Source organism: Micromonospora sp. CNZ297 (assembly GCF_007827625.1).
The window spans coordinates 639,011-664,722 of sequence record NZ_VISU01000001.1 but is presented as its reverse complement, the minus strand read 5'-3'; the positions used below and the strand labels follow the sequence as shown (position 1 = coordinate 664,722).

Genomic DNA, 25,712 nt, shown 5'->3' with positions numbered 1-25,712 from the left:
CCTTTCGGAAATTTATGGGTATCGTTATCAGCGTGTCAAGAGCGTCGATTGATATCTCCCTCGACCGGCTCCGCCGCTACACACCGGCCGTTGTCGAGCCCGCCGACTTCGACCGGTTCTGGCGCGCCACCCTCACCGCCGCCGCGGCCACCCCGGTGCTCGTCGACGTCCGTCCCGAACCCACCGGCCTGCGGCTGGTCGACGTGTGGGACGTGACGTTCGCCGGGTACGCCGGCGAACCGGTCCGGGCCTGGTACACCCGACCCGCGGGCGTACCGGCGCCGCTGCCGGCAGTGGTGGAGTACCCCGGCTACGGACGCGGCCGGGGCCTGCCGGGCGAGCGGCTCACCTGGCCGGTGGCCGGTTACGCCCACCTGCTGGTGGACAACCGGGGACAGGCCGGCCTGTTCAGCCGCGGCGACACCCCGGACCCGCACGACGCGCCCGGCGGGCCCAGCCCCGCCACGCGGGGGATCCTGTCCCCGGACGACTACCACTACCGCCGCCTCATCACCGACGCGGTCCGCGCGATCGACGCCGTCCGCGTCCTGCCCGGGGTGGATCCGGCCCGCGTCGCCGCGGTGGGCAACAGCCAGGGCGGTGGACTCGCGCTCGCGGCGGCGGGCCTCGTCGACGGCCTCGCCGCGCTCCTGGTCACCGCCCCGTTCCTGTGCGACATCCAGCGCGCCATCGAACTGACCGAGGCCTCCCCGTACGGCGAGATCGCCCGCTACCTGGCGGTGCACCGCGAGGCGGAGGAGCCGGTCCGGCGCACGCTGTCCTACGTCGACGGCGTGACCTTCGCCCGGCGGGCCACCGCCCCGGCGCACTTCGGGATCGGTCTGCGGGACGAGGTCTGCCCGCCGAGCACCGGGTTCGCCGCCTACAACCAGTACGCCGCCGGTGGATCGGCAGCGCCGCTACGGGAGATGCACACGTACCCGTTCAACGGCCACGAGGGCGGGGAGGCCGTCCACGTCCGGCGGCAGCTGCGCTGGCTCGACGCGGTGCTCCGCCCCGCCGGGACGGCAGCCGGCTGACGGGCTCACCGGCGGGGCCCGCGACATCTACCATCCCTGATCATGATCTCGACCGTGTGGCGGATACTCACCCGCCAGATCGACCCCAACCCGGCGCAGGACGACGCCGTGCTGCGCGAGGCGTGCACGCAGGCGCGGTACGGCTCCGACATCGGGCCGGCCCGGACGGCGCTGGTCGCCACCCGGAACGACTACGACCGCCGGGCCCGGTACGTCCGTGTGCTCGCCGAATCGACAGCTCGCGGGCTGGGATCGCGGATCGACCGTACGACCGGCCGGGTCGACACCACGGACGCCTGGACCGATCGCTGGGCGTCGCGCGCGCCCGCGGACCCGGATGCCCAGCTCGTCCGTGCCCGTTCCCTGATGGCACGGGCGTGGGAGGTGCGCGGCGGCGACTGGGCCGCCGGCGTACGCCGGGAGCAGTGGGTCGAGTTCAGCCGCCTGCTGGACCTGGCCCGGCAGGTGAACGATGTCGCGATGCGGCTCGCGCCGGACGACCCCACGCCGTGGGCGCACCGCCTGGACCTCATGATCGACACGAGTGCGCCACTGGAGGACGTCGAGGAGGCGTGGCGTGAGCTGACCAAGCGGGATCCCGGGCACCATCTGGGCCACGTGCTCCGGCTGACCTACCACTGCCGGAAGTGGAGCGGCTCGCACGAGGCGATGTTCGGCTTCGCCCGCTCGGTCGCCGCCACGGCTCCTACCGGCTCACCACTGCTCGTGCTGCCGGTTCGGGCCGCCGCGGAGTGGGCGCTGTGGGAGCAGGATCGCGAACCTCACGGCGGTACCCCCGACGAGATCGGCGAGCGGTGGCGACAGGATCCGGTCATGCAGGCGGATCTCGACAACGCCCTGTCCCGGTGGTTCCACCAGCCGGCGACCCGGCACGCCGCCTGGCTCGACGACGCCAACTTCCTGGCGTACGGGCTGGTGCGCACCGGCCGCGCCGCCGAGGCCGCGCCGGTGTTCGCGTCGATCGGCCGGTACATGACCGGCGTTCCGTGGGGCTGGTGGGGCGACGAGCGGGGCGACGCCGTCTTCCTCCGAGCCCGTCGCCGCGCCCGCCGCGCTGCCTGACGGCGGGCGGCACCGTTCCGGCCACAGTCGATTCCCCCTCGGAGGGACCGTTCTTACCACTCCCTTACGGGACAGCAGCCGGGCACGCGCGCAGCTTCGCGGAACGCGATGCTGAGGTCCGACCACCGATCGGGGAAGAGGGCCACCATGGGATCACTGGCACGGTACGGGCTGTCGGTAGCGACGGTCTCCACTCTGACGGCGGGTGTACTGCTCCCGCCCGTCACGCCGGTCGCAGCCGCGGCCCCTTCGACATGGACGGCGACGGTCCCCGCGCTGATCCACGAGAGCCGGCTGACCGACGTGGCCGCCACCGGCCCGAACAACGCCTGGTCCGTCGGCTACCAGGCGTCGACCTACACGGGGTACTCGATCGACCAGCCGTACGCGCTGCTGCGGTGGAACGGGCGGACGTGGACGGAACGGCGGCTGCCGCACCAGGCGTATCTGCTGTACAAGGTGGACGCGGCGAGCGCCCGGGACGTCTGGACGGTGGGCTCCCGGCGCCTCGGCGAGTCGTACGCCGGGCACTTCGACGGCACGACCTGGACGGCGCACGCGCCGTGGCCCGCCCCGGCCGGGACCGCGGAGCTGCTGGACGTGGCCGCCACCGGCGGCGGGCGGGCCGTGTTCGTCGGCCACGACGGTGGCCGGCCGCTGGTCGTCGAGGGTGACACCGGTCAGTTCGGCCGGGTCGCGGTGCCGGGAACCGATGGACTCAACGGTGTCCTGCGGGCGGTCTCGCGTACCGCGGACGGTGGCGTGTTCGCCGCCGGGGAACGGTACGTCGCCGACGCGCCCTACCCGGAGCCGATGATCGCGCAGCGCGTCGGCGGGTCGTGGCGGGTGGCGCCGCTGCCGTCGATCCCGAGCGCCCGGCTCACCGGCGTGTGGGCCCGCTCGTCGACCGACGCCTGGGCGGTCGGCACCCAGGACTACGACTCCGCCCCCAGGCCGGTCATCCTGCACTGGGACGGCCGGACGTGGCAGCGGGTGGCCGGACCGGCATCGGCCGGCTGGGTGTACGCGGTCGCGGGCGACGCGAACGGCAACGTCTGGATCAGCGGCACGAACCCGATCCCGCCGTACGTCGAGTACCCGGGCACGCTGCTGCTGCGCTACACCGGCGGGCGATGGAGCGTCGCGTACGGGCCGAAGGTCGAGGGCAACGATCCGAGCCTGGACGCCCTGGCCAACATCCCGGGGACCGCGTCGTTCTGGGGGAGTGGCACGGTGTCGACGGCCGGGCTCCGCCTCACCGCCGTGATCGAGCGGACCAGGTGAGGGCAGGGGCGTGAGCGCGGCACGACTCACGCCCCGCCACCCTGGCACCCGTCGGGAGGAACTACCGCCCGGAGGCCAGCACCGACCGGGTCAGTGCGGTGAGCCCGGCATCCCAGCGCTCGTCGGGCCAGTCGCGAAGGTGCTCGACGAGATCGCTGCGCACCGCGGCCAGCAGGGCGTGGGCGAGGAACTCCGCCGACTCGGGGCCCCGGGCCTCGGACACGATGGCGGTCAGCGTCGCGTGCCACTGCTCGTACGACTCGTTGCGATAGGGGCTTCCGCTTCCCGCGTTCTCCAGGGCCAGCGTGAGGACGCGGTTGGCCCGCTTGAACCGGACCAGTTCCCGCAGCAGGTGCAGGGCGCGGTCCGCCGGCGAGTCGCCGGGCGGGCTCGCCGCGAGTGACGCCTGAAGCTGTTCGCCGCGCGTGCCGTAGAGGGCGCGGACGAGGCCCAGCCGGTCGCCGAAGTGGCGGAACAGCGTGCCCTTGCCCACGCCGGCGGCAGCGGCGACGTCGTCCATGGAGATCCGGTCGGGGTCGTTCGCCGCCTCGAACAGCCGATCGGCCGCGGCGAGCACCGCCTCCCGATTCCGCGCCGCGTCAGCCCGCACTTCTGCCCCCTCTCGCAAACGGACCGCCAGTCCGCTATGGTGAAGCGGACTGGCCGTCCGCTTATCGTAGATCACCGCGGGCGGCCGCCGACAGGAAGGAACAGCAGTGCCGAGTACCGCCACCGATGTGTTCCACCAGGCCCTGGACCGTCTGCTCGCCAAGGACATGCCGGGCTTCATCGCCCTGTTCGCCGACGACGCCGTCATGGAGTTCCCGTTCGCGCCGGCCGGGCGGCCCAGCCGGGTGGCCGGCCGCGCCGAGCTGCACAACTACCTCATCGACTACCCGCGGACCCTGGACATCCGCGAGATCGCCGACGTCACTGTCCACCAGACCGCCGACCGGGAGGTGATCGTCGCCGAGTTCACCGCCACCGGCGTCGTCGTCGCCACGGGCGAGCCGTACCGGCTGCGCTACATCGCCGTCCTCACCATCAGGGCCGGGCGGATCGTGCGCTACCGCGACTACTGGAACCCGCTGGCCGTGCGGGAACTGTTCGGCGAGGGGGTGCGGGCATGATCCTCGTCGTCGGAGGCACGGGAACGACGGGCCGGCTCGTCGCCGCGAGACTCGCCGCCGCCGGCCGCCGGGCCCGCGTCGCCAGCCGCCGGGCGTCCGCCGAGGGCGTCCGCTTCGATTGGTACGACCGCAGCACGCACGACACGGCGCTGGACGGTGTGACAGCGCTCTACCTGATCGCGCCCCTCGGCGACGCCGACCCGGCACCGACCATGCTGCCGTTCCTGGACCTGGCCCGGCGTGCCCGGGTACGGCGGGCCGTCCTGCTCGGCTCGTCGGCGATCGAGGCCGGCATGCCGGGACTGGGCGAGGTGCAGGCCCAGCTCGGCGAGATGATCCCCGAGTGGGCGGTGCTGCGACCGTCCTGGTTCATGGAGAACTTCGTCGGCGACCATCCGCACGCCGCGAGCGCCCGGGAGCGTGGCGAGATCGTCAGCGCCACCGGCGACGCCCGCGTGGGCTTCGTGGATCCGGCCGACATCGCCGAGGTGGCGGTGCGTGCCCTCACGGACCCCGCGCCCCACGACACCGAGCACGTCATCACCGGTCCCGAGCGGCTGAGCTACGCCGACGTCGCCGCCACGCTCACCGACTTCCTCGGCCGCCCGGTCCGGTACCGTGCGGTCGACGAGGACGCGCTCACCGCGTACCACGAGGCTCACGGCCTCGCGCCCGACTACGCCCGCTTCCTCGCGGGCCTGGACACGGCCGTCGCCGCGGGATCGGAGGACCGGGTCACGACGACCGTCGCGGACGTGACCGGCCGGCCACCCCGGACGTTCCGGGACTTCTGCCGCGACCGGCTGGCCGGAGTCCCTCGGACCGCGGACGCCTCGCGGGCCTGAGATCGACGCGCGGCCGGCGTCAGGACGGGTTCGGTTCGGTCCTGCTCGCGTCGGGCAGCGGCGTGGACGAGGCTCTGCCGGGGGCCGGCGCGGTCCGGGCGGCCAGCGATCCCAGCAGGCGCAGGTTGTCGTACGACGGGCTGCCGGGATCGGTGGTGTAGAGGAACAGCGTCTGGTCCGGGTCGCCGGGCAGGACGAGGGCCTCGTAGCGGAGGGTGATCGGCCCGACCGCGGGGTGGTGCATCCGCTTGGTGCCGTGCGTGCGTTCGTGCACGTGGCGGCCGTTCCACCAGGCCCGGAACTCCGGGCTCTTGATGCTCAGCTCGCCGACGAGCTCGCTGAGCTGCGGATCGTCGGGATTGCGTCCGGCGTAGAGGCGCAGGGTGCCGACCACGTCGGCGGCCACCGCCGGCCAGTCGAGGAAGGCGTCGCGGGCGCCCGGGTCGAGGAAGACCCACCGGATGTAGTTGCGGTGCCGCGGCGGGAGCAGTGTCCAGTCGGTGAGGAGGGCACGGCCCAGGGCGTTCGAGGCGAGCACGTCCGTGCGCCGTCCGAGGATGAGCGCGGGGTGTTCGGTCATCGAGGCGAGCAGCTGGTGCATCGCCGGGCGTACCCGTTGGGCGGGCATCTGCCGGCTGCTGCGCCTCGCCGGCCGCGCGAGGTCGGCGAGGTGGGCGCGGGCGGCGGCGTCGAGCCGGAAGACCCGGGCCAAGGCGTCGACGACAGCGGCCGAAGGGCTGGTGTGCCGGCCCTGTTCGAGCCGGGTGTAGTAGTCGACGCTCACGCCGGCGAGCAGGGCCACCTCCTCGCGGCGCAGTCCGCGGACGCGGCGTCCCTGCGCCACGGCGGCGATACCGGCCGCTTCCGGAGTCAGGTCGGCCCGGCACTGACGAAGGAATCGGCCGAGGTCGGAGTGTCCTGCCATGACCCGATGATCCGCCGCGAACGTCGTCCGCGACACCGCCTGGGTGGGTACGCCGTTCCCAGGCAGCGCTGGGCTCGTCCGGCTGTGTTCTCGGCCCTCCCTCGTACCCACGATGGAGTGGCGTCCCCGGCCGGGGACACGACGACACCGAGATCCGGGAGTTCCCATGCCCTACCCCACCGCAGGTCCGGCCACGTGGTTCGTCACCGGCACGTCCCGCGGCATCGGCCTCGAACTGGTCAAGCAGTTGCTGGAGCGGGGTGACGACGTCGCGGCGACGACCCGGTCGGCCGAGCGGCTCGTCGCGGCCCTCGGGCCGGTCGACAGTGAGCGACTGCTTCCCCTCGAACTCGACCTGACCGACGAGGCCGCGGTGACGGCGGCCGTCCGGGCCACCACCGACCGTTTCGGCGGGATCGACGTCGTGGTCAACAACGCGGGGTACGGCTTCCTCGGCGCGGTCGAGGAGGCAGGCGACGCCGAGGTCCGGACGATGTTCGAGGTGCAGGTCTTCGGCGTCTGGAACGTGCTCCGCGCGGCCCTGCCCGGCATGCGCGCCGCCGGCAGCGGCCACATCGTCAACGTGTCCTCGATCCTGGGGCTGACCGCGTTCCCCGGCTGGGGCCTCTACTGCTCCGCGAAGTACGCCCTGGAGGGTCTGTCGGACTCGCTCGCGGCCGAGGTCGCACACCTCGGCATCAAGGTCACCGTCGTGGAACCCGGGTACACGCGCACCGACTTCCTGCGGACGTCCTCCCTCGGCCTGCCGGCGCGCACCACCGACGGCTACGAGGCGATCCGCGAGATGACCGAGGCGCACCTGGCCATGCCCGGCACCCAGCTCGGCGACCCGGTCAAGGCCGCGGCCGCCATCGTCGAGGTGGCCGTCGGCGGCAGGGCGCCGCTGCACCAGGTGCTCGGCTCCGACTCCTACGGCCTGGCCAAGGCGCGCGTGACGACGCTGCTCGCCGACATCGAGGCCGGCCGCGAACTCGCGCTCAGCACGGACGCCGACGAAGCCTGACCGCTTCGTCGACGGGCCGCGGCGCGCCGTCGCGCACCCGGACAGCTCGCGTCGGCCCGCCTCCGGAGGCGGGCCGACGGTCGCACCGGCGTCGATCCGGCTCTGTCGGAGCCCGTGGCTATCCTTTCGCCGTGTCGTACGCCGATCTCAGTCTTGCCCAGTGGAACGATCTCTCCGACGGCGCTGCCGGCCGGCTCGCCCAGGACGTCGCCGCCCGGCACGAGCTGACAGTGACCGGCCTGGGCGACACGGCGTACGCGGGGCGGTCGCACCGGACTGCGCTGTTCGACCGCGGCGGGATGCGGTTCGCTCTCGTACCCGGCGGCCGGCCGACGCTCGGCTACGACGCGGCCCGTTTCCGGCCCGCTGCGCACCAGGCCGCCGACTACGCCGACAGCGCCGCCGAGTTCGGCCTTCCGTCGCTGACCGAGTACGTCGACGCGATGACGTCGCCCGTACGCGACGTCGACATGCCGGCGATGCTGGTCGCGGTGGACGCGTTCGACCCGTGCGAGGTGCCGCTGGCGCCGGACGACCCTCGGGTGCGGGAGCTGGTCGCGTCGGTCGGGAACCGGTTCGGCGGGGTGCGCACCTTCCGGTCGGGTGACGGGCTGACTGTGGAGTTCGACCGGACGACCGGGCAGGTGGTGCGCGCCCGGGCGATCCGCGAGGTCTCGTACGACGAGGCGATGGCCGGGCTCGGGAGCCTCGGCGTGCGGACGACCACTCCGGACGAGTGGGAGTGGGCGTGCGGCGCCGGTGCGACGACCCTGTTCCGCTGGGGCGACGACTGCCCCGGAGACGGCTATCCGTACGACCACAGGACCGGCCCGCACCGGCAGGAGAACCTCTGGGGTCTGGCGATCGGGCAGGACCCCTACCGGCACGAGGCGACGACCGAGCGCACCGTCGTGTGCGGTGGCGACGGCGGCGGTGCGACCTGTGGCGGGAGTGGCTTCTTCCTGGGCTGGCTCACCCTCGCGACCGCGTACCGCGACGAGGATTTCGGCCGGTGGGTCGCCTCCGAAGACGGATACGCCGACGAGATCCTGACCCGGCCCGTCATCGAGCTGGGCTGAGGCCCGGATGACCGCCGAGCGTCCCCACGGTTCCCGCCGCCCGCGCCGCCGCGCCCCGCGCGTCCTGCTGATCGTCGGCGTCCTCGCGGCGCTCGCCGCCGGTGCGGCGGTCGTGGTGCCGCTGGTGCGGCCACCAGGCCCGCGACCGGACTTCCAGCTCCCGGTGGCCTGCGGCGAGACGTGGCGGCTGTCCACCTATCCGGGGCACGACGACTACGACGTCGACTTCTTCCCGACTTCCGGGGACGCGTGGGGACGGCCGGTGCTCGCCTCCGCCGACGGCACCGTCACGGTGGCGGGGATCAACGGCTCGCTGGGCGGCCGTACCCCGCAGGATCCGGACGGGCCGCGGGGGCGCGGCGGCGGTTACTGGGTCAAGATCGACCACGGTGGCAAATGGGAGACGCAGTACCTGCACCTGCTCGAACCGCCGTCGGTGCAGGCCGGTCAGCGGGTGGCCCGTGGCGATCAGCTCGGACGGGTCGGCAGCACCGGCAACTCCGGCGCCCCGCACCTGCACTACGAGCAGCGCCGGGGCTGGGAGAAGGTGGAGGCATACTTCGACGGCGTGCCGTCCGGGATCACGTCCGACGACCGCGAGTACTCGGTGCGGCTGACGAGCGCGAACTGCCGGCCGACGCGCCCGTGACCGGGACCGTCAGCGTTCGTCGGTGGACGATCCGGCACGCCGGGCCTTTCCGATCAGGCCGAGGTGGGTGTGCTCGAACCCCTCGGTCGTCTTGAGGCCGTAGCCCAGGGCGCGGTCGACGGCGATGTGGAACGCCCACGCGACGGCCAGGACTCCCAGCCAGTCGATCCGGTCGCCGGACGCGGCCGCTGCCACTGCCACCGCGCCGAGCGCCGCCGGCAGCGTGTACGAGTGCGCCACGTTGTAGCAGACGGCGCCGACGCGCGGCCCGCGCAGGTAGCCGAGCATGGACAGGTCGAAGACGAGGAAGAGGGCGAGCAGCGACCACCACGGGTACCCGGCCGCGACGGTCACGACGACGGCGAGGGCCGCGACGGCGACGGCCTCCACGCGCTGCGCCGCGACCGGGTTCAGCTGCGGCATCTCCCACCTCGATGTCTGTCAGTGGCCCTTGCGCAGGCCCGAGCCCCCCGGTGGCCGGGGTGGTCGGAGGCAGCCGGCTCGTGCCGCCACCAGCTCTGACAGGGTACGCGGCGGAGGCCGTGCGCCGGCGGCAACCGCGACGGTCAGCCGCCGAAGCGTTGCCGCAACTGGTACTTCAGCACCTTGCCGGTGCCGCCGCGGGGCAGCGCGTCGAGGCGGTGGATGCGGGCGGGGACCTGGTGCGGCTCCAGCCGCTCGGCGAGGAACGCGGCGAGCGTCGCGTCGTCCAGGGCCGGGTCGGCCGCCACGACGGCGGCGACGATCTCGCCGTGCTCGGGGTCGGGCAGCGCGACGACTGTGGCCTCGCGTACCGAGGGGTGGTCGTAGAGTGCGGCCTCGACCTCCAGCGACGACACGAGCTTCCCGTCGGTGGTGATGACGTCGGTCATCCGGTCGAACAGGAACAGCTCGCCGTCGGCGGTGGCGCGTCCGAGGTCGCGGGTGCGGGTCCACCCGCCGGCGTGCACGCGGGCGTTGAGCGCCTGGTCGAGGTACAGCCGCTTGGGCGCCTCGCAGCGCAGCCACACCTCGCCGAGTTCGCCCGGCGGCAGCGGCTCGCCCTGCTGGTCGACGACGCGCATCTCGGTGCCGCGTCCGGGGCGTCCCAGCCACATCGGCCGGTCCGGGTCGACGTTGCCCAGGATGATCGCCGGCACCGCCTCGGACTGCGCGTAGGCGTTGGCGATGGTGGCGTTCGGCATGGCCGCGAGGAGGTCGCGGGCGATGCGCGGCGGCATGATCGCCGATGCGTTGCCGATGGTCTTGACCGAGCCGAGGTCGTAGCGGTCCTGCGGGCGGATGGCGGCGAGCCGGATCGCGGTCCACGGGGTGAGGATGAGGGTCGCGCAGCCGTGCGTGGCGAGCAGGCGGGCGATCTCCTCCGGGTCGTCCGGTGAGCACACGATCAGCGGTGACGGCGTCGTGGTGGCCAGCACCGCGACAGTCGTCGCGCTCGACGTGGTGCCCAGCGGCATCGGCGCGAGCAGCGGTGCTGGGTCGACCAGCTGCCCGAGGGCGGCGGACCCGCGCCCGTACGTGAGGTTGCCGTGCGGGTTGGTGAACGGCTTCGCCGGGCCGGTGGTGCCGGAGGTGTAGAGGATGTCGGAGATGTCCTCGGGGGTGACGCCGGTGTCGACGGCGGCGGAGTCGCCCTGGTCGAGGTCCGCGACGACCACCGACCAGCGTCCGGCGTCGTCCCGCCACGGCGGGAGCGCCGCGCCGCGGATCACACCGGCCACCGCACACTGGTCGAACCGGCGGCGCAGCTCCACCGCCGGCATCGTGTCGTTCACGTGTACGGCGGTGGCGCCGGCCTTGAGCACGCCGAGGTAGGCGACGGCGTAGTCGATCCAGTCGTCGCCGCCGAACAGCAGCGCCACCCGGGCGCCCCGCCCGGTGCCGCCGAGCCGGTCGAGCACCGCGCGGGCGACGGCGTTCGAGCGCCGGTCCCAGTCCCGGTAGGTGATCGCCGTCTTGCCGCGGACGTTTATCGCCTCCTGCTCGGGCATCAGGCCGGTGCGGTGCCGGAGCAGGTCGGGTACGACGACCGCGGACGTGGGCACACTCATGGGTCCTCCCTCGGATGGCGCGCTCAACTCCACCGGTACACGCGGTGGAAGTCTTCGATCCGGTCGAGCAGCAGCAGGCCCCGGCCGGCCACGTGGCTGTCCAGGACGGACCGGTAGGGGCCGGTGTCCAGGACGGCGTCGCGGACGCCGAAGGCGCGGTCGGCGGTGTGCCGGCTCCATTCGTCGAACTCGGCGACTGTGAGCCGGCGGCGTTCCTCGACGGCGCGGGCGAGCGGGCGGGCCGCGAGCCGGCCGGCGGCGCGCTCGGTGACGACGCCGCTGAAGAACTCGGACCCGCAGCCGGAGCCGTAGGAGAACAGGCCGATCCGGCGGGCCACCGTGAAGTCGGCGTGGTCGATCAGCGAGCACAGCGCGAGGTAGAGCGAACCGGAGTAGAGATTGCCGATCTGGCTCGTGTACGACAGCGACGGGGCCACCCGCGCCGCGAAGTCCCTGTCGATGTCGGCCGGCGCCATGCGCTTGGTCTTGCGCAGCAGCGTGCGGTGGGCGCCCTTGACCATCCCGGCGAAGGGGATGTGGAAGACGAGGTGGTCGAACGTGGTGACGATGTCGGCGCCCTCGACGCGGTCCCGGTAGGCGGCGAAGCACCGTTCCAGACAGGTGAGATAGGCGAGCAGGGACAGGTCGGAGTTCACCACGTCGACGTCCGGCCGGGGCCGCAGCGTGTCCATCACCTCCTGGGTGTGGTACCCGCTGGCGCCCAGGTCGAGCCGCAGCACGTCGGGCGTACGGCTGACCAGCATCGCGACCGCGCCGGCGCCCTCCGACGGCTCGAAGTAGCTGCCGGCCGCCGCGACGCCGGCGATGTCGGTGGCGATCACGAGCGCCCGCGCGTCCGGCGCCGGGCTCGCGGCGATGATCGCCGCCGCGCTCTGCAGGGCGGCGGTGCCGCCGTAGCAGGCGTGCTTGACCTCGAACGACCGGCAGCGCGGCGGCAGGCCGAGGAGGTCGTGGACATAGGTGCTGATCGGCTTGCCGAAGTCGAGCCCCGACTCGGTGGCCACCACCACCAGCTCGATCGCCTCCCGCTGCTCTGGCGACAGGGCGTCGACCAGTGGCCGGGCGGCGTTGACCGCGTGGGTCACCTGGTCCTCGCAGGGCAGGCTCACCGACCGGCGGCGCATCATCAGGTTCGGCAGCCGCGACGGGTCCAGGCCGCGCGCCTCGAACAGGCTGGGCACGTCGACGTACGCCCGGCCGGGGTAGACGTGGAGATCCTCGATGCCGACCGCCGTGGTGATCATCCTCGGGCCTCTCCTCTTCGTGGATCCCTCACCGCCGCGGTCCCTGACGTTGTACGACCGCGGGCCGGGCGTGTCTGCTCAGAGTTGAGCGCCCGCGATCGGCCCGGCCGGTTACCATCCCGGGTCATGACGAGATACGTCGCTCTGTTGCGTGCGGTGAACATCGGTGGCGGTAGCTCGATGGTGATGACGGAGCTGAAAGAGGTCTTCGTCTCCTGCGGCTTCGACGGCGTGGCCACGTACATCCAGAGCGGCAACGTCGTGTTCGGCTGCCCCGAGACCGACGAGGTCGCGATCCTGGCCGAGATCGACAGGGGCATCAAGCAGCGGTGGGGTCGCGACGTGCCGGTGCTGCTGCGCAGCCTGGACGAGCTCGACGCGATGATCGCCGCCAACCCGTATCTCGACGTGCAGACGGACCACACGAAGCTGCTCGTCACCATGCTCAGCGGCGACCCCGGCGCGGACAAGCAGGCGGCGCTCGCCGCCCCGCCCGGCGAGAGCGGCACGCTGACGCTGCTCGGCCGCGACGTGTTCGTGCACGTTCCCGACGGGTACGGGCGCAGCAAGCTCAGCAACGCCTTCGTGGAGAAGAAGACCGGTGTGGTCGGGACGACCCGCAACTGGCGCTCGGTGCTGAAGCTGCGCGACATGGCGGCGTCCTGACCGCGTACCCGTCATCGCGGGCTCACCATTGACGGGCCGGACACGGCGCCCGAGGCGCTGTCACCGGCGTCGGCGGCCCGCACGAACCGGTCCGCCAACGACAGCAGCGGGCCGGTGAGAAGCGTCGTGACCAGCGCCATGATGAGCAGGGCGAGGAACAGCGGCGGGCTGAGGATGCCGGCCTGGAACGCGACCTGGAGCACGATGAGCTCGGTGAGCCCGCGCGTGTTGAGCAGGATGCCGATCCGTGTCGCCTCTGCGGGAGAGCAGCCGCCGAGCCGGCTGCCGAGATAGCCGCCGCCGATCTTCCCGGCGAGTCCGAGGACGAGCACGACGACCACCAGCGACCACGGCGTGCTGGCGACCGCGCCGGTCAGCGCGGTGAGCCCGGCGCTCACGAAGAAGATCGGCAGCAGCGACCGCCCGAGCCGCGACACGGCGGCGGTCGGCGCGTCCCAGGGCTCGCCGGGCGGCACCGCCAGGCCGACCAGGATCGCGCCGAACACCGCGGTCAGCCCGAGGAGGTGGACGCCGAAGCCGACCACGAGAGCCACCACGCCGAGCACCACGGCACTGGCGGCCGGCCACCGGCCGCACCACAGTGCCGCCCGGGCGCGGCGCAGCACCCATCGGATCCCGCCGGCCAGCAGCAACGCGCCGGCGAGGACCGCCATCGCGCGGCCGAAGGTCGCGGGGTCTCCGGCGCCCAGCCCGACGGCCAGGGACAGCAGCAGCCAGCCGACGACGTCGACGACCACGGCGGCGGCCAGCGCGAGGGCCCCGGCCGTCGTCTCTGTCAGGCCCCGCTCGGTCAGCAGCCGCGCCAGCACCGGTACGGCGGTGATGGACAGCGTCACCGCGACGCCCAGCACGAAGGCCGGCATCGGCGCGTCGCCGCGTACGGCCGGTCCGGCGACGAACTGGACCCACAGTGCGACGAGCACCCCGCAGGCCAGCGCCGGGACGAGCGCACCGGCGGTCACCCAGGCCAGCCTGCGGTCGTCGCGCGCCGGCCCGACCCGCAGCTCACGCGCGAGGCCGACCAGGAAGAGCACCAGGGCACCCTCGGCGACCAGGCGCAGGAGTGCGCGTATGTCCTCCGGCAGCACCGCCGCCAGCCCGTCGTGACCGGCGAACAGGACGAGGGCCGGGCCGACGAGGAGACCGGCGACGATCTCCCCGATCACCGGCGGCTGCCGCAACAGCCGCGCCACGGCTCGTCCGGTCCCGCCGACGAGCAGCAGCGCCACGAGCAGCGCGGCTCCGTGCAGGAGGACCAGGACGGCGCTCATGCGGACAGTTCCCGGTCGCCGCGCAGCAGGCGTGCGCCGTTCACCGGCCGGATCGGCTCGGCGCCCCACCGGGCGGGCTCGTACTGTCCGCACTCCACGTACCGGGTCAGCGCCGGCTCGTTGATCAGGAGATATCCGCCGGGCAGCTGATCCACCAGCTTCGCCGCGCGGAAGTGCTTGAGGAACAGCCCGACGCGGGACCGGGTGGTGCCGACCATGCTGGCCAGCTCCTCCTGGGTGATCTTCGCGTCGATCTGCATGCCGAGGTTGAGCCGCCGGCCCACCTTGCGGGCGAGTCGCAGCAGGGTCGCGGCCAGCCGGTGTTCGCTGTCCATGGTGACCAGTTGGGTGATGGCCTGCTGCTGGTCGAGCAGCTTGGCCATGAGGAACCGGGTGAAGTGCCAGTTGAGCTGTTCGTCGCTGCTCAGCAGGTCGAACAGCTTCGCCGAGTTGACTCTCCTGATCACACTGTCGCGCATGGCCCGGGCGGTGTCGTGGCGTGGCCCGCCGAGCAGGCCGAGCTCGCCGAACATGTCGCCCCGTGTGTGGATCGACAGCAGGCACTGCTTGCCGTCCGCGGAGGACGCGATGGTCTTGAACTGGCCGACCTCCACGAGGTACATCCGCAGATCGTGGTCGCCGGAGTTGTACGCGGCCCCGCCTCGCGGGACGTGTGTGCGGACGGCGAAAGTCGGGTCGTCCCGGATCAGCCGATGCAGCTCGTTACGCAAACTGGTGGTGGCGCCGGCGATTCGCAAGGAGGCCTCCTGGCGCCCGATGTCGTGGCTCGGGCGTGTTGTCAGGTTCCTGATCATTCGCTGGTGAAATGCGTGACGCTATCAATCGTTGACAGTACAGCCGCAACGCCGGCAAGTATTTCTTCAGCCGGTGTCGGCAAACTGTCGGAATTGCAATACGGCCCGTGCCGGCCGTTCGTCCCGTCGGTCGTGCTCGGCATGCCGCGCGCCCGGCGCTGAGGCGACTCACCTGCATTTCCGCAGGCAGGAGCGCTTGAGCTGGGCGGCGGCATGGCGCGACCTACGATGTCCATCTATCTGTGGTGTCTGGTTTCTTCCATGTTCGGGACGCGTTCATCCAGTGAAGCAAATGCATGCAAGGGGCCTTTCGGAGGGTGTGGGCGAGGGTTGCGCATACTGCTCGATTGAGCCGCATTAATGCCCGCCGTCATCGTAACTAATTGGGTGGCGGGTGTCTACGCAGCGCAATGACCAGGCATTTTGCGACCTCGGTTGGGTTCGTAGGGGGTGATTGTCAGCGGAATGGGAGTCGGCTGGCCTTTTTAATGATTTAGGTCAATTTGCCTCGCTGAGCAGCCGCTCGGTGACCGACTCGGCGTGCCGGGCCCGCCAGTCGGCCAGCGGCTCCGCCGCGACGAGCCGGTTGAACGCCCCGACGTCGGTGGAGGCCGGCACCCGGTAGTTCAGCCGCTGACCCGGCGTTCCGCGCAGGGCCGCGGCGGTGGCCTCCCGGCAGTAGGCGGCGCAGACCGACGCGAGCACGCGCCGGTCGTCCCGCCCTGCGACGCCGAGATCGGCGCGCACCTCGTCCAGCGGGCGGCCGAAGTGCGTCCGCTCCAACTCGGCGAGCCGCCGCGGGCCGACGTCCGCCAGCCGGTCGTAGCGCAGGAACATCCGGTACAGCTCCTCGGCACGAGCGGCGAACAGGGTGCCCCGGTGCGCCACCGGAGACCGCGCGCCGAGCTCGAACAGGTCCGGATCGGGCGCCTCACGGATGTCGGTGACGTCGAGCGCGGCGAGCAGATCCTTCGCCGCGTCCGACGTGGCGGCCTCGGCGGTGCACTGGTTCACCGTCGTCGTGACGACGAAGTCGGCCCCGAGCGCGAAGGCGGCGGCGACGGCCGCCGGGGTGCCCACCCCGGCCACCCCGATCCGCGCCCCCGGCGCCTCCCGGTCGCGTAGGGCCACCAGAGCCGGCACCAGCGCATGGGCGTCCCGTTCGACTGCCACGTCGGTGGCGACCGCCTCCCGTGCCGCCGCGCCCGCTGCTCCGCCGTCCAGGTGCCCGGCGGCGGCCAGCGCCCGTACCGTCGCCGGGTCGGCGGGGCGCAGGAACCGGACCGCCGTGGCCAGATCCGGGGCACGGACCAGGACCTGCCGGGGACCGTCGCCGTAGCGGAACCGCACGAGCTGCGGCGACACCACGGCGAGCGGACCGGTGACCTCCACATGGCGGACGTCGTGGGCGAGGTACAGGTCGCACAGCGCCCGCTCGTCACCACCGGACGGCCAGGCCATGCCGTACCGGCGGACGTCGCGAAGCTCGGCCAGCGCGGCCCTGATCTCCGGCGGCGCCAGACCCTGGGCGCCGAAGAAGCCGAGCAGTCCGGCCTCCGACAGCCGTCGCAGGAACGCCGGCGACGTGACGCCGAACGGGGACGACCCGGCCAGGCAGGCGTACCGGATGCCGTAGTCGGACCGCAGCCCGGGCGAGCCCGCCGGGCGCGGACGCGACGCGGTGGCCGGCGGTGGGCCGAGGGCGGGACCTCGCGCCACCGGCGCGGCCGGCGCAGTCACCGGAAGCGCGGCCGGCGCGGCGGGCGCGACCGACGTCGCTGGCGGGGGCGGCGGGACCGGCGCGGGCGGCGGGACGGGCGCGGCGGGCGCGAGCGGCCCGCCGGGAGCGGGTGCCGGCAGGCTCCCGGCGGCCCGGCGCCACATCTTGGTCAGCACCTCACCGGGACCGACCTCGACCGGCTCGGTCACCCCCGACCGGGCCAGCAGGCACATCGTGTCCCACCACCGGACCGGCTCGACGAAGTGCCGCAGCAGCGTGCCCGGGATCTCGCCCGGGACGTGGGGCGCCCCGGTCACGTTGCTCACCACCGGGATCGACGGCGGGCCCGGCGTGACGTCGCGCAGGGCCACCGCGAACGCCTCCGCGGCGCCGGCCATGAACCGGGAGTGCGCCGGCACGCTGACCGCCAGCGGCACGCACCGGCCCGTACCGAGCCGCGGCACGGCGTCGACGACCGCGCGGATGCCCGCCGTGCTGCCGGCCAGCACGAACTGGTCGGGCAGGTTGTGGTTGGCGAGGTCGACGTCCGGGATCCCGGCCAGCAGCTCCGTCACCCGCGACAGCGGCAGGCCGAGCACCGCCACCATGCCGCCGCCGGTCACGCTCTCCATCAGCCGCCCACGGCGGACGACCAGGCTCAGCGCGCTGTCGAAGTCCAGGCAGCCGGCGAGGTGCAGCGCGGCGTACTCGCCGAGGCTGTGCCCGGCCACCACCTCGGGTGGCGGACGGCCGTCCGCCAGCGCGGCCCGGGCGGCCAGCACGCTGACCAGGAACACGGCCGGCTGCACGTACCGGGTGCGGCCGAGGTACTCGCCCCGGGCGTCCCGGCACAGCTGCGCCGGCGGCACGCCGATGAGCCGCTCGGCGGTGGCGCACTCGGCGGGGAAACGGTCCAGGAGACCCTCGCCCATGCCGGGATGCTGCGATCCCTGCCCCGGGAAGACCCACGCGCGCACGGCGATCACCGTTCCCAGGGGTAGCGGCCGTGCGCGACGAACTCCGTGATCCGCTGCCGCACCGCGGGCGCCGACATCAGCCGGCCGAACTCGGTGACCGCGTGGTCGCGCAGCCGGTCGTCGACGCCGGAGAACGCCCGGAAGTACCGCTTGGCGTCGCCGACGACCACCGGGTCGAGGCGGTTGAGCCGGAACAGCAGCTGCCGCAGCACCGTCTCGGGACGCTCGGCGACCTCGTCGACGAGATGGATCCGGTACGCCTCGGCCGCGGCGATCGTCTGCGTGCTCAACGTCGCGGCGTACGCCTTCTGGAACCCGACCCGCCGCACCAGGAACGGCAGCACGCAGCAGGGCAGCAACCCCCACAGCGCCTCCGGCAGCGCGAACGTGCTGCGGGCGGTGGCGTGCACGAAGTCGCTGGCGGCGACCAGCCCGACACCACCACCGGCGACCTGCCCGTCCACCTGGGCGATCACCACCCGCGGCACTGTGGTGAAGCGTTCCAGCAGGGCGAAGAACGCCGCGCCCCCGTCGGACGCGCCACCGTCACCGGCGGCGCTCTGGAAGTCCATGCCCGTGCTGAACACGCCGTCACGCCCGGCCAGGACCACCGCCCGGCAGGCGGCGTCGCCCTCGGCCTCGTCGAGTGCGGCGTGCAGCTCGCGCAGCGTCTCGTCGTCGATGCCGTTGCGCCGCTCCGGCCGGGCCAGCGTGACGCGCAACAGCCCGGGCTCGCGCCGGAGCTCGATCGTGCGGTACGCCATCGGAGCTCAGGCCGCGCCGCTCGGCACCTGCGGCAGCAGCAGCGTGTCGCGGATGCTGCCCTCGATGAACAGCCGGTCCCAGGTGCCGCCGCCCTTGGACTCGTGCAGCCGGCGCCGGCCGAACACCTCGGTGGCCATCTCCTTGCCGCGCTCCAGCTCGCGCAGCTCGTGGTAGTCGTCGACGCTGCGCAGGTGGATCAGCTGGAACAGGTGGTCCTGCTGGCCCCAGGTCTGCTCGTACAGCGTCGCGGTGACCCGGCCGGCGAGCCGCTCGTTGACGAAGTGCTGCCAGTGGGCCGCGTACATCCGGCCCTCCTCGCGGAACTCGTACTTGACGTCCGAGGTCCGCATGACGATCGCGCCGGCCGTCGCCGAGTTGATCTGCTGCTCCGGCGGCTGGTTGAGCTGGGACGAGGCGGGCGGCACGAAGGTCGCCGGCTCGGCGTCGTCGCCGTCGTGGTCCATCCCGTGCTGCGGTACGAGCACGTCCTCGTGCAGGCTGCGGTGGACGAAGATGCGGTCCCAGTTGCCGCCGCCCTTGTGCGGCAGCCGGTCCTCGTCGGAGATCCGGCGGAACTCCAGGTCGTGGTCGACCATGTTGAGCAGGATCCGGTAGTCCTGCGGGGACTTCAGGTGGATGAACCAGTGCATCCGGTCCCGGCCGCCGAACACCTCCTCGAAGGCGAACGACGTCGCCACGCCCTCCTGCGAGGTGTTGATGTACTGCAGCAGGTCCACGCTGAACTGGCGCCCCTCGGCGGCGAACCCGTAGGCCATCTGGCCGACCCGGTGCAGGATGAAGCCGGAGTTGAGCGTGTGCAGCACCCGCTCCAGCGGCAGCGACGATTGGTTCAGCGCGCGGTACGGCTCGACCGTCGTGGTCATCGGTTCGCTCCTCAGGTGAGATCGCCGGTTCCGGCCCGTTTCTACGGGGGCGGCCGACGGCGTGTCTGCTCACGGTTGAGCGGGCGCCGGAAGCAACCGGCCTGCTCAAGGTTGAGCAGGCGAAGCCGGTACGACTGCCTAGCGTGATGACTCGGCCGGGATCCTCGGCCGTCGACCCTTCCCAGGCGGGCAGGTGCCGTGACGCAACAGACCGATCCAGCCCACGCCGTTGTCCTCTCCGCCGCCGATCCGGAGCGGCTACGCCGGTCCGCGCACCGGCTGCGCGAGCACGTCTCCACCGCGGACCCGGCGCTCGACCTCGCCGACGTGGCGTACACCACGCAGGTCGGCCGGATGCCGTTGCCGCACCGGCTCGCCGTGCGGTGCGCGAGCGTCGCGGACCTGGTCGGCGGACTCGACGCCTACCTGCGCGGCGAGGCCCGCGACGGGGTGCTGCACGGCGTCGCCGGGGCGCCGTTCGCGCCGGCCGCCGCGCCGACCGACGCCGACGCCGCCGCGGACTGGGTCGGCGGCGGCCTGGTCGACTGGCGGCGGTACTGGCCGGGACCACGCCCGCGGGTGCCGCTGCCCGGCTACCCCTTCGGTGCGGCGCCGCCGGCCCCGCCCGCCGCACGGCCGCGCGACCCGGCCGGGTCGCTGCGGGCCTATCTGGTCGAGGTGTACGCCGAGGTGTCCGGCCTGCCCGCCGAGTCCGTCGACCCGCTCCTGCCGCTGACCGAGCTGGGCCTGTCGTCGTTCCTCGTGACGCGACTGACCGCCCGGCTGGAGAACGACCTGGGCGAGCGGTCGCGGACGCTGTTCTTCGAGCACGCCACCCTTGGAGAGGTCGCCGCGGCGCTGGCGGCGGCCGGCCGCACGGCTCCCGCCGGCGCGGCTCCCGCCGAGCCCGCCGAGCCTGCCGAGTCCGCCGCACCTGCCGCACGCACCGAGTCCGTCGCACCTGCCGAGTCCGCCGCACCGCCCGCTGCGGACGTCGTGCCGGCGCCGGCCGTCGCCGTGGAGCGGGAGCCGGAGGAGGAGCGCGAGACGGAGATCGCGGTGATCGGCGTCGCGGGACGCTACCCGCGCTCGCCCGATCTCGACGCGTTCTGGGACAACCTCGCCGGCGGCCGCGACTGCGTCACCCCGCACCCGCCCGAGCGCGCGCGACCGGGATGGCCGACCCACCTCATGGACGGCGGGTACCTCGACGACGTCGACCGGTTCGACCCGCTGCTGTTCGGCATCACCCCCCGCGACGCCGCCCTGATGGACCCGCAGGAACGGCTGTTCCTCGAAGTGACCTGGGCCGCGCTGGAGAGCGCCGGATACACCCGCGCCCGGCTACGGGAGCGGCACCACTCCTCGGTCGCCGTGTACGCGGGCGCGATGTGGAACGAGTACCCGCTGTTCGGGGCGGAGCGGACGCTGCGCGGCGTCCCGCAGGACTCCGGCGCGACGCTCGGCGGCATCGCCAACCGGGTGTCGTACTGCTTCGACCTGCACGGCCCGAGCCTCACCGTGGACACGATGTGCTCCTCCGCGCTGGTCGCGCTCGACCTGGCGGTGCAGAGCCTGCGGCGCGGCGAGGCCGAACTGGCGGTGGCCGGGGCCGTCAGCCTGTCGCTGCACCCGAACAAGTTCATCCAGCAGCACCGGATGAAGCTCACCGCGACCGACAGGCGCAGCCGGACCTTCGGCGCCGGCGGCGACGGGTTCGTGCCGGCCGAGGGGGTCGGCGCGCTGATCCTCAAGCCGCTGCGGCGGGCGCTGGACGACGGTGACCCGGTGCACGCCGTGATCCGCGGCACCGCCGTCGTCCACGCCGGACGGACGAACGGCTACATCGTGCCCAGCCCGGTCGCGCAGGCCGACGTGGTACGGCGGGCGCTGCGCGACGCCCGTACCGGACCCGCCGAGATCGGCTACGTGGAGGCACACGGCGCCGGCACGGCGCTCGGCGACCCGGTCGAGATCGACGGCCTGACCCGGGCGTACCGGGACGCGGCCGGGACCGACCTGCCGCCCGGCAGCATCCCGATCGGCTCGGTGAAGTCGACGATCGGGCACACCGAGGCCGCCGCCGGACTCGCCGGTCTCACCAAGGTCATCCTGCAACTGCGGCACGGCGTGCTCGCGCCGTCGCTGCACGCCGACGAACTCAACCCGAACATCCCCTGGGACGCCGTGCCGTTCCGGGTGCAGCGGCAGCGGGCCGAGTGGACCGGCCCCCGGGTCGCGGGCGTCAGCTCGTTCGGCGCCGGAGGGACCATCGCCCACGCGGTCGTCGCCGCGCCACCCGCCCGCACCCGCCCGGCCGCGCCGCCCGGCCCGCAGCTCGTCGTCCTGTCCGCCTACGACGAGGACCGCCTCGACGAGGTGGTGCGGCGGCTCGTCGCGTACCTGCGCCGGGACCGCGGACCGAGCACGGCGGACCTCGTCGCCGCGGTCCGGCGGATCGCCGCCGGGGAGCACCCCGGTTCGGCCGCCGACCACGCCGCCGCGCTGCTGGCGCACGACGGGCCGGCCCTCGCCGACATCGCCTACACGCTCCAGGTCGGCCGGGAGCCGCTGCGGCAGCGGCTGGCGGTCGTGGTCGAGGACGTCGCGACGTTGTGCGAGCGTCTCACCGCCTACCGCACCGATCCCGCCGTGCTGCGCGGCCGCGCGCCCGCCGCGCCGGACCCGGACGCCGTGCCGCCGGCCGGCGCGAGCCTGACCGACCTCGCCCGGCACTGGGTGGCCGGCGGCGCCGTCGACTGGGCCGCGCTCCACGAGCCGGGCCGGACTGTCGTGGACCTGCCGGCGTACCCGTTCGCCCGCATGCGGTGCTGGGCGCCGGAGGACACACCGGCCGGTGTGTCCTCCGGCACGCAGGCGCCGACCGTCGCGGCGGCACCGGGCGCCGAGGTGCCGCTCTACGTCAAGGGGTGGGAGCCGGATCCCGATCCCGGGCCGGCCGCGTCGCCGGTGGCCGGGGTGATGCTGTGCGTCGGCGGCAGTCCCGATCTCGTCGCCCGTCTCGGCGGCCTGGCCGTGCGCGACGTGGCGGACCTCGCCGCCGTGCTGTCCCGCGTGCCCGACGTCGGCGGGCTGGTCGGCCTGCCCGGCGGGCCCGGCTGGGAGACCCGGGTACGGATGGTGCAGCGGCTGCTGGCCGAGCGTCCCACCACGCCGTTGCGGATCCTGGAGACGGCCGTCGACGACGTCCGCACGGCCGGCTTCGTCAAGGTCCTCGGCGCCGAGTACGCCCGCGTCACCGCCACCGTGCTGCACACCGACCGGACCGGCGACGACGCCGATCTCGCCACCCGGATCCTCGCCGAATGGGTACGGGCCGACGCCTACGGCGAGGTCCGGTACGCCGACGGCCGGCGGTACCGGCCGCGCCTGGACCTCGTACCGGCGCCCCACGCGCCGCTGCGGTGCGACCCGGACGGGGCCTACCTGGTGACCGGCGGCACCCGGGGCGTCGGTGCGCTCGTCGCCCGGCACCTGGCCGGTCACGGCGCCCGGTCGATCGCCCTGGTCGGCGTCCACGCGGACACCGGCGTCGCGGACGACCTGCGCGCCCGCGGCGTGCGCGTGCTCCAGCACGCCGGCGGGTTCCCCGGCGTCGAGGAGTTCCTGCGGCAGGTCCGCGCCGAACTCGGCCCGCTGCGGGGCGTCGTGCACTGCGCCGGTGTGGAGAGCCGGGGCAACCCGGCGTTCCTGCACAAGGACCTGGCGGACGTCCGCGCGGTGATGGCGCCCAAGCTGGACGGCTTCGAGACCCTGGCGCCGCTGTGCGCCGACGACCCGCTCGACTTCTTCCTGGTGTTCTCCTCGGTGTGCGCCACGGTGACCGGGCTGGCCGCCGGGGTCTCCGACTACGCCGCCGCGAACATCGCCGTCGACGAGCTGGTCCGCGCGCGGATCGCCGCCGGCCGTACGGAGTTCCGCTCGGTGGACTGGCCGCAGTGGGCACAGACCGGGTCCACGAGCGGACGCCCCAACCCGTGCGCGCCGGCCGGTCTCGCCCCGCTGGACGACGCCGCCGGACTACGCGTCGTCGACCGCGTGCTCGCCCTGCCGGCCGGCGCGGTGGTGCTGCCGTGCCCGCCGCTCGGCGACGCCCCCGACCCCGACGCCCTGCTGCGGCTGCGCCCGCGCCGCCCGGCGCCGACGTCACCCCCCGTCGTGGCAGGCGCTCCGGCTGCCGGTACGCCCGCCCCGGGCTCGGCGACAGCCTCGGTCCCAGCCCCGGCCTCGGTCCCAGCCCCGGCCTCGGTCCCAGCCCCGGCCTCGGTCCCGGCGTCGGCCTCAGCCTCGATTCCGGCCCCGGCGCAGGCCCTGACGACGGGCACGGCCACGGCCCCGGCGGCGCCGGGTGGGCCGGCGGCCCCGCCGGGCTGGCTCGTGGGCATCTTCTCGGCGGCGCTGGGCATTCCCGAGCGCGACCTCGACCCGACCGTCGAGTTCGGCGACCTGGGCGTGGACTCGGTGCTCCTCGGCGAGCTGCTGATCCGCATCGAGGAGCGGCTCGGCACCCATCTCGACCCGGCGACGCTGCTGCTGCACCCCACGTTGGAGCGCCTCACCGCCCACCTCGGCGTGCAGGCCGCGACTCCCGAGCCCGAGCCGCCGACTGCGCCCGAGGCGGTGAACTCGCCCGGGCCGGTGGCTGCGCCCGTACCCGTGACTCCACCCGACGCGGTGACGGCGCCCGTACCCGTGACTGCGCCCGTACCCGTTGATGAGCCTGTGCCGACGGCGGCGCAGGCGGCGGTGGTCGCGGGCGGCGGCGCGCGGCCGGACCTGGACCGGCGGGTGGCGGTGATCGGCATGGCCTGCCGGTTCCCGGGAGCGACCGACGTCGTGACGCTGTGGGACAACCTGCTCCACGGGCGCTGCGCGGTCACCGAGGTGCCGGCCGAGCGGTGGGACCACCGCCGCTGGTACTCGCCCGAGCCCGGCCTCGGACGGTCGATCAGCAAGTGGGGCGGCTTCGTCGAGGGCATCGAGTGGTTCGACCCCGGCTACTTCGACATGAGCGACGACGAGGCGCGCTGCCTGGACCCGGCGATCCGGATGTTCCTGGAGGGCACCGCGGAGTGCCTGGCCGAGGCCGGGTACGCCCCGGACGAACTGCGCGGCCGGCGCGTCGCCGTCGTGGCCGGGGCGCGGCTGTCCGACTACGGCCGACGCGTCCCGATCCGCACCGACGTCCTGCGCTCCGACCAGAACTTCATCGCCGCCCGCGTCGCACACCACTTCGACCTGCGCGGCCCGAACCTGGTCGTCGACAGCGCCTGCTCGTCGTCGCTCGTCGCGGTGCAGGTCGCCTGCCGCAGCCTGCTCGCGGGGGAGTCGGAGCTGGCGGTCGTCGGCGGCGTCGAGGTGCTGCTGGACCCGGAGACGTACCTCGACCTGAGCGCCGCGCGGGCGCTGTCCCCGACCGGCCGGTGCTGGACGTTCGACGAACGCGCCGACGGCTTCGTGCCCGGCGAGGGCTGCGGCGTGGTGCTGCTCAAACCGCTGGCGGCCGCGCTCGCCGACGGCGACCGCGTCCACGCCGTGATCGACGGCGTGGCGGTGAACAACGACGGGCACACGATGGGCGTCACCACCCCCAGCCCCGCCGCCCAGGCCGACGTGGTCCGGCAGGCGCTGGCCGCCGCCGGCCGGCGCCCCGCCGACATCACGATGCTGGAGGCGCACGGCACCGGCACGCTCATCGGCGACCCGATCGAGCTGCGTGCCCTCAACGACGTCTTCGGCGACCGGCCCGGCGGCCGGATCGAGATCGGCAGCGTGAAGTCGAACCTGGGCCACCTGCTCAGCGCCGCCGGCATGGCCGGGCTGTTCAAGGTGGCGCTCGCCCTGGAACACGGCACGATCCCGCCGACGCTGTTCTGCGACACCCCGAACCCGCGGTTCGACTTCGACCGCTCACCGCTGCACCCCACCACGGAACCGGTCGGCTGGCCGGCCGGACGGGAACGCGTCGCCGGCGTCAGCTCGTTCGGCCTCGGCGGCACCAACGCCCACCTCGTGCTCAGTGGCGCGCCGCCGGGGCCGGTACGCCGGGCGCCGCTGCCCCGCCCGGTGTTCCGGCGCAGGCGGCTGTGGCTCGACGGCGACGGCCCGGCCGGGGCGCCACCCCCGGCCCGGCCGGACACGGGCGAGCCGCTCACGGCGTCCCTGCTGCGACTGCAACTCGTCACCACCGACTGACC

At 73.8% G+C, this 25,712-nt stretch carries 20 protein-coding genes; 10 read left to right on the top strand and 10 right to left on the bottom strand.

Going from position 1 to position 25,712, the window contains the following annotated elements; translation table 11 throughout:
• Positions 1–14 precede the first annotated feature (14 nt).
• The 3 genes from FB454_RS02700 to FB454_RS02690 all read left to right on the top strand — a co-directional run bounded on the left by FB454_RS02700 (position 15) and on the right by FB454_RS02690 (position 3,407).
• On the top strand, positions 15–1,040 hold the full coding sequence (locus FB454_RS02700; protein ID WP_145822407.1) for an acetylxylan esterase: 1,026 nt from the start codon (positions 15–17) through the stop codon (positions 1,038–1,040).
• Positions 1,041–1,082: 42 nt separating this feature from the next.
• Positions 1,083–2,123, top strand: coding sequence for a DUF4034 domain-containing protein (locus tag FB454_RS02695; RefSeq protein ID WP_030268210.1), 1,041 nt, complete (start codon positions 1,083–1,085; stop codon positions 2,121–2,123).
• Positions 2,124–2,270: 147 nt separating this feature from the next.
• Positions 2,271–3,407, top strand: a complete 1,137-nt coding sequence (locus tag FB454_RS02690; RefSeq protein ID WP_071094388.1) for a hypothetical protein — start codon at positions 2,271–2,273, stop codon at positions 3,405–3,407.
• 61 nt (positions 3,408–3,468) lie between these two features.
• Here the strand turns inward: FB454_RS02690 and FB454_RS02685 are convergent, their stop codons facing one another.
• Positions 3,469–4,017: a TetR/AcrR family transcriptional regulator gene (locus tag FB454_RS02685; RefSeq protein WP_145822406.1), complete on the bottom strand. Its 549-nt coding sequence runs from the start codon at positions 4,015–4,017 to the stop codon at positions 3,469–3,471.
• A gap of 106 nt (positions 4,018–4,123) precedes the next feature.
• On the opposite strand from FB454_RS02685, the gene FB454_RS02680 reads away from it, so the two are divergent.
• Together FB454_RS02680 and FB454_RS02675 are read left to right on the top strand one after the other, a co-directional pair.
• Positions 4,124–4,537, top strand: a complete 414-nt coding sequence (locus FB454_RS02680; RefSeq protein ID WP_145822405.1) for a nuclear transport factor 2 family protein — start codon at positions 4,124–4,126, stop codon at positions 4,535–4,537.
• Positions 4,534–5,382 carry a Rossmann-fold NAD(P)-binding domain-containing protein gene (locus FB454_RS02675; RefSeq protein WP_145822403.1) on the top strand — a complete coding sequence of 283 codons (849 nt, stop codon included), beginning with the start codon at positions 4,534–4,536 and terminating at the stop codon, positions 5,380–5,382. The genes FB454_RS02680 and FB454_RS02675 overlap by 4 nt, the downstream gene beginning before the upstream one ends.
• A gap of 19 nt (positions 5,383–5,401) precedes the next feature.
• On the opposite strand, the gene FB454_RS02670 is transcribed toward FB454_RS02675, so the two are convergent.
• Positions 5,402–6,307: a helix-turn-helix transcriptional regulator gene (locus FB454_RS02670; protein WP_123109469.1), complete on the bottom strand. Its 906-nt coding sequence runs from the start codon at positions 6,305–6,307 to the stop codon at positions 5,402–5,404.
• Positions 6,308–6,473: 166 nt separating this feature from the next.
• Here FB454_RS02670 and FB454_RS02665 point away from each other — a divergent pair, with 166 nt between their 5' ends.
• The 3 genes from FB454_RS02665 to FB454_RS02655 all read left to right on the top strand — a co-directional run bounded on the left by FB454_RS02665 (position 6,474) and on the right by FB454_RS02655 (position 9,059).
• Complete coding sequence (locus FB454_RS02665) at positions 6,474–7,331, top strand: SDR family NAD(P)-dependent oxidoreductase (protein ID WP_114920735.1); 858 nt, start codon at positions 6,474–6,476, stop codon at positions 7,329–7,331.
• Positions 7,332–7,462: 131 nt separating this feature from the next.
• A complete protein-coding gene (locus FB454_RS02660; protein ID WP_145822401.1) occupies positions 7,463–8,410 on the top strand; it encodes a hypothetical protein in 948 nt (315 codons plus the stop codon).
• A gap of 7 nt (positions 8,411–8,417) precedes the next feature.
• Positions 8,418–9,059 carry a M23 family metallopeptidase gene (locus FB454_RS02655; RefSeq protein WP_013476291.1) on the top strand — a complete coding sequence of 214 codons (642 nt, stop codon included), beginning with the start codon at positions 8,418–8,420 and terminating at the stop codon, positions 9,057–9,059.
• 9 nt (positions 9,060–9,068) lie between these two features.
• Here FB454_RS02655 and FB454_RS02650 read toward each other — a convergent pair whose 3' ends face one another.
• The 3 genes from FB454_RS02650 to FB454_RS02640 all read right to left on the bottom strand — a co-directional run bounded on the left by FB454_RS02650 (position 9,069) and on the right by FB454_RS02640 (position 12,375).
• Positions 9,069–9,482: a DUF4260 domain-containing protein gene (locus FB454_RS02650; protein ID WP_013287053.1), complete on the bottom strand. Its 414-nt coding sequence runs from the start codon at positions 9,480–9,482 to the stop codon at positions 9,069–9,071.
• Between the two features lie 143 nt (positions 9,483–9,625).
• Positions 9,626–11,110 (bottom strand): class I adenylate-forming enzyme family protein, encoded by a 1,485-nt coding sequence (locus FB454_RS02645; RefSeq protein ID WP_013287052.1) that lies wholly within the window; start codon positions 11,108–11,110, stop codon positions 9,626–9,628.
• Positions 11,111–11,133: 23 nt separating this feature from the next.
• The gene (locus FB454_RS02640; protein ID WP_013287051.1) at positions 11,134–12,375 is read right to left on the bottom strand and encodes a hydroxymethylglutaryl-CoA synthase family protein; all 1,242 of its coding nucleotides are present in this window, start codon (positions 12,373–12,375) and stop codon (positions 11,134–11,136) included.
• A 126-nt stretch (positions 12,376–12,501) separates the two neighbouring features.
• Here FB454_RS02640 and FB454_RS02635 point away from each other — a divergent pair, with 126 nt between their 5' ends.
• Entirely contained in the window at positions 12,502–13,041 is a 540-nt protein-coding gene (locus FB454_RS02635) for a DUF1697 domain-containing protein (RefSeq protein ID WP_013287050.1), read from the top strand.
• Between the two features lie 11 nt (positions 13,042–13,052).
• Here the strand turns inward: FB454_RS02635 and FB454_RS02630 are convergent, their stop codons facing one another.
• The 5 genes from FB454_RS02630 to FB454_RS02610 all read right to left on the bottom strand — a co-directional run bounded on the left by FB454_RS02630 (position 13,053) and on the right by FB454_RS02610 (position 19,494).
• The gene (locus tag FB454_RS02630; protein ID WP_013287049.1) at positions 13,053–14,333 is read right to left on the bottom strand and encodes a cation:proton antiporter; all 1,281 of its coding nucleotides are present in this window, start codon (positions 14,331–14,333) and stop codon (positions 13,053–13,055) included.
• Positions 14,330–15,091 carry a Crp/Fnr family transcriptional regulator gene (locus FB454_RS02625; protein WP_013287048.1) on the bottom strand — a complete coding sequence of 254 codons (762 nt, stop codon included), beginning with the start codon at positions 15,089–15,091 and terminating at the stop codon, positions 14,330–14,332. The genes FB454_RS02630 and FB454_RS02625 overlap by 4 nt, the downstream gene beginning before the upstream one ends.
• Positions 15,092–15,646: 555 nt before the next feature.
• Positions 15,647–17,845, bottom strand: a complete 2,199-nt coding sequence (locus FB454_RS02620) for an acyltransferase domain-containing protein (protein ID WP_486485390.1) — start codon at positions 17,843–17,845, stop codon at positions 15,647–15,649.
• A gap of 5 nt (positions 17,846–17,850) precedes the next feature.
• A complete protein-coding gene (locus tag FB454_RS02615; RefSeq protein ID WP_013287046.1) occupies positions 17,851–18,609 on the bottom strand; it encodes an enoyl-CoA hydratase-related protein in 759 nt (252 codons plus the stop codon).
• A 6-nt stretch (positions 18,610–18,615) separates the two neighbouring features.
• Positions 18,616–19,494, bottom strand: coding sequence for a DUF6039 family protein (locus FB454_RS02610; RefSeq protein ID WP_013287045.1), 879 nt, complete (start codon positions 19,492–19,494; stop codon positions 18,616–18,618).
• Between the two features lie 198 nt (positions 19,495–19,692).
• Here FB454_RS02610 and FB454_RS02605 point away from each other — a divergent pair, with 198 nt between their 5' ends.
• On the top strand, positions 19,693–25,710 hold the full coding sequence (locus tag FB454_RS02605; RefSeq protein ID WP_013287044.1) for an SDR family NAD(P)-dependent oxidoreductase: 6,018 nt from the start codon (positions 19,693–19,695) through the stop codon (positions 25,708–25,710).
• Positions 25,711–25,712: the final 2 nt, after the last annotated feature.

Excerpts from the sequence above, each read along its gene's own strand:
- FB454_RS02610 (WP_013287045.1), bottom strand. The coding sequence starts at position 19,494 with ATGACCACGACGGTCGAGCCGTACCGCGCGCTGAACCAATCGTCGCTG.
- FB454_RS02700 (WP_145822407.1), top strand. The coding sequence starts at position 15 with ATGGGTATCGTTATCAGCGTGTCAAGAGCGTCGATTGATATCTCCCTC.
- FB454_RS02665 (WP_114920735.1), top strand. The coding sequence starts at position 6,474 with ATGCCCTACCCCACCGCAGGTCCGGCCACGTGGTTCGTCACCGGCACG.
- FB454_RS02640 (WP_013287051.1), bottom strand. The coding sequence starts at position 12,375 with ATGATCACCACGGCGGTCGGCATCGAGGATCTCCACGTCTACCCCGGC.
- FB454_RS02670 (WP_123109469.1), bottom strand. The coding sequence starts at position 6,307 with ATGGCAGGACACTCCGACCTCGGCCGATTCCTTCGTCAGTGCCGGGCC.
- FB454_RS02645 (WP_013287052.1), bottom strand. The coding sequence starts at position 11,110 with ATGAGTGTGCCCACGTCCGCGGTCGTCGTACCCGACCTGCTCCGGCAC.
- FB454_RS02635 (WP_013287050.1), top strand. The coding sequence starts at position 12,502 with ATGACGAGATACGTCGCTCTGTTGCGTGCGGTGAACATCGGTGGCGGT.
- FB454_RS02615 (WP_013287046.1), bottom strand. The coding sequence starts at position 18,609 with ATGGCGTACCGCACGATCGAGCTCCGGCGCGAGCCCGGGCTGTTGCGC.
- FB454_RS02655 (WP_013476291.1), top strand. The coding sequence starts at position 8,418 with ATGACCGCCGAGCGTCCCCACGGTTCCCGCCGCCCGCGCCGCCGCGCC.
- FB454_RS02675 (WP_145822403.1), top strand. The coding sequence starts at position 4,534 with ATGATCCTCGTCGTCGGAGGCACGGGAACGACGGGCCGGCTCGTCGCC.
- FB454_RS02630 (WP_013287049.1), bottom strand. The coding sequence starts at position 14,333 with ATGAGCGCCGTCCTGGTCCTCCTGCACGGAGCCGCGCTGCTCGTGGCG.
- FB454_RS02650 (WP_013287053.1), bottom strand. The coding sequence starts at position 9,482 with ATGCCGCAGCTGAACCCGGTCGCGGCGCAGCGCGTGGAGGCCGTCGCC.
- FB454_RS02690 (WP_071094388.1), top strand. The coding sequence starts at position 2,271 with ATGGGATCACTGGCACGGTACGGGCTGTCGGTAGCGACGGTCTCCACT.
- FB454_RS02695 (WP_030268210.1), top strand. The coding sequence starts at position 1,083 with ATGATCTCGACCGTGTGGCGGATACTCACCCGCCAGATCGACCCCAAC.